The 2,825-nt window shown below is 55.5% G+C and carries 1 protein-coding gene, 1 tRNA gene and 2 rRNA genes (1 of these 4 running past the window's edge); all 4 read right to left on the bottom strand.

What is annotated here, in order from left to right; translation table 11 throughout:
- Positions 1–353: 353 nt before the first annotated feature.
- A complete protein-coding gene (locus tag AAFO90_RS01685) occupies positions 354–593 on the bottom strand; it encodes an IS3 family transposase (protein WP_347508288.1) in 240 nt (79 codons plus the stop codon).
- A gap of 62 nt (positions 594–655) precedes the next feature.
- Positions 656–732, bottom strand: a tRNA-Met gene (locus AAFO90_RS01680).
- Between the two features lie 47 nt (positions 733–779).
- Positions 780–894, bottom strand: a 5S ribosomal RNA gene (gene rrf, locus AAFO90_RS01675).
- A 149-nt stretch (positions 895–1,043) separates the two neighbouring features.
- Positions 1,044–2,825: ribosomal RNA gene (locus AAFO90_RS01670) — 23S ribosomal RNA — on the bottom strand; it runs 1,045 nt beyond the window's last position.

Below are 2,825 nucleotides of genomic sequence, written 5' to 3'. Positions count from 1 at the left end.
GGCGCAAGGCGGACCCAGACCTCATCTGTCAACACAAACCGCTCTTCGTTCATTCAAACCTCCATTTTGGAAGCTTGAATCAGATTTCAGCCAGCTTGGGAATCCTGAATGTCCACAGACCCTAGTTCCCCTTCCCGCGCATGGAGATCAGGATGCCGCGTTTTCGGAGAGCGGCTTGATAGTCGACAGAGAAGTATTGCGATCCACGATCGGAATAGTGGATCAGCCCCCGGCGCAGGGTCGCGGTTCACAATGGCGCGGTGCGTAGCCTCTACGGCGAGGCTACGCTTCAGCCGATCACTCATCGCCCAGCCAGCGACCCGCCGCGAGTGGAGATCGAGTACGACCGGAAGCTAGAGGCGGTCCTGCGCGGTCAGGTTCGCGGCATCCGGCCAGGCGTGTTCGTTGTCCCCGGTCTGCTTGAACCGCTGCTTTTGACGGGCTACGAGGCCATTCTCCCGCATCAAACGGGCCGTGCGGTCGCGCGCGATCCGGAGGACGTCGTCGATAAGGTCCCGGTGCATCCGTGGGCTACCATCGGTGCCGTTCGGCAGAGGCTCTTCGGGGATTGATTTCCAGGGTGGGGCTGGCATGCCCCGAGGTATCTCATAACGCACAACGCCGCCTCAAAAGAGGCGGCGTTGTGCGTTATATTTGGTTGCGGGAGCAGGATTTGAACCTGCGACCTTCAGGTTATGAGCCTGACGAGCTACCGGGCTGCTCCATCCCGCGGCGATTGTTGGTTGTGATCGTTAGAGAGATTTTTTGGTATTTACTAGGTTTGGCGGTGACCTACTCTCCCAGGGCTTAAGCCCAAGTACCATTGGCGCGACGGCACTTAACTTCCGGGTTCGGGATGGGACCGGGTGTTTTGCTCGTGCTATGACCACCAAACCGAGTAAATACCAAAAGCCTCCTGCATTTGGTATTGTGAGCTCCGTTATGTCACGGGTCGTTTTCCAAAAGCGCGAGGCTTATCTATCAACGTTTTGTCCAAGTTTTGTTTTGCTTTTTGGTGTTTACGAGACTGTCTGTTACTGGAACAGATCAAGCCTATCGGGCGATTAGTACCGGTCAACTGAATGCATTGCTGCACTTACATCTCCGGCCTATTGACGTGGTGGTCTTCCACGGCCCTCAGGGATACCTTGTTTTGAGGGGGGCTTCCCGCTTAGATGCCTTCAGCGGTTATCCTTTCCGATCATAGCTACCCTGCACTACCGTTGGCACGATAACAGGTCCACCAGTGGATCGTTCACCCCGGTCCTCTCGTACTAGGGGCAACTCCTCTCAAGTATCCTACACCCACGGCAGATAGGGACCGAACTGTCTCACGACGTTCTAAACCCAGCTCACGTACCTCTTTAAACGGCGAACAGCCGTACCCTTGGGACCTGCTCCAGCCCCAGGATGAGATGAGCCGACATCGAGGTGCCAAACACTGCCGTCGATATGGACTCTTGGGCAGTATCAGCCTGTTATCCCCGGCGTACCTTTTATCCGTTGAGCGATGGCCCTTCCACTCGGGACCACCGGATCACTATGGCCGACTTTCGTCTCTGCTCGACTTGTCAGTCTCGCAGTCAGGCTGGCTTCTGCCATTGCACTCAACGAGCGATTTCCGACCGCTCTGAGCCAACCTTCGCGCGCCTCCGTTACGCTTTAGGAGGCGACCGCCCCAGTCAAACTACCCGCCACGCAGGGTCCCGGATCCGGATAACGGACCGCGGTTAGACATCAAGAGTGCGAAGGGTGGTATCTCAAGGGAGGCTCCACCGGAACTAGCGTTCTGGTTTCGATGCCTACCACCTATCCTGCACATCACAATCCTGATGCCAGTGCGAAGCTGTAGTAAAGGTGCACGGGGTCTTTCCGTCTAACCGCGGGAAGCCTGCATCTTGACAGGCAATTCAATTTCGCTGAGTCGATGTTGGAGACAGCGGGGAAGTCGTTACGCCATTCGTGCAGGTCGGAACTTACCCGACAAGGAATTTCGCTACCTTAGGACCGTTATAGTTACGGCCGCCGTTTACCTGGGCTTCAATTCGGAGCTCTCACTCCTCCTTTTAACCTTCAGGCACCGGGCAGGCGTCAGACCCTATACGTCGTCTTGCGACTTCGCAGAGCCCTGTGTTTTTAATAAACAGTCGCCACCCCCTGGTTTGTGCCCCCGGATCCAAGTTGCCTTGAACCCGGGCCTCCTTCTCGCGAACTTACGGAGGTATTTTGCCGAGTTCCTTCAACATCGTTCTCTCAAGCGCCTTGGTATTCTCTACCAGTCCACCTGTGTCGGTTTAGGGTACGGTCTGATGGAGGGCTATTTCCAGGGACTGCTCAGCAGCCCAACCAATCCGATAAGGCTGAACTACAGTCGCAATCCGTCACATCCTCCTGGCCCAGGAATATTAACCTGGTTCCCATCGCCTACGCCTTTCGGCCTCGGCTTAGGGGCCGGCTTACCCTGCTCAGATTAGCTTTAAGCAGGAACCCTTGGACTTTCGGCGAGAGTGTCTCTCACACTCTTTGTCGCTACTCATGTCATCATTCTCGCTAGTGATCTCTCCACCGGATGGCTCACGCCCCGGCTTCATCGAAAGCCTCTTGTCTCCAATCTTCCCGAAGGAAGTAAGGAGACATGAGACTATGTCACACTACGCTCTGCTACCATGCACTATGTGCATCCTCGGCTTCGGCTCATGGCTTGAGCCCCGTTACATCTTCGCCGCAGGACAACTTATTTAGACCAGTGAGCTGTTACGCTATCTTTAAAGGATGGCTGCTTCTAAGCCAACCTCCTGGTTGTTTTGGTCGTCCCACCTGCTTTC

The sequence above is a fragment of the Phaeobacter sp. CAU 1743 genome (assembly GCF_039839315.1).
Taxonomy (GTDB): Bacteria; Pseudomonadota; Alphaproteobacteria; order Rhodobacterales; family Rhodobacteraceae; genus Phycobacter; species Phycobacter gallaeciensis_A.
This window is presented reverse-complemented; position numbering and strand designations above follow the sequence as displayed.

What these genes read in the sequence shown, in the direction of transcription:
- AAFO90_RS01685 (WP_347508288.1), bottom strand. Translation starts at nt 593, where the DNA reads ATGCCAGCCCCACCCTGGAAATCAATCCCCGAAGAGCCTCTGCCGAAC.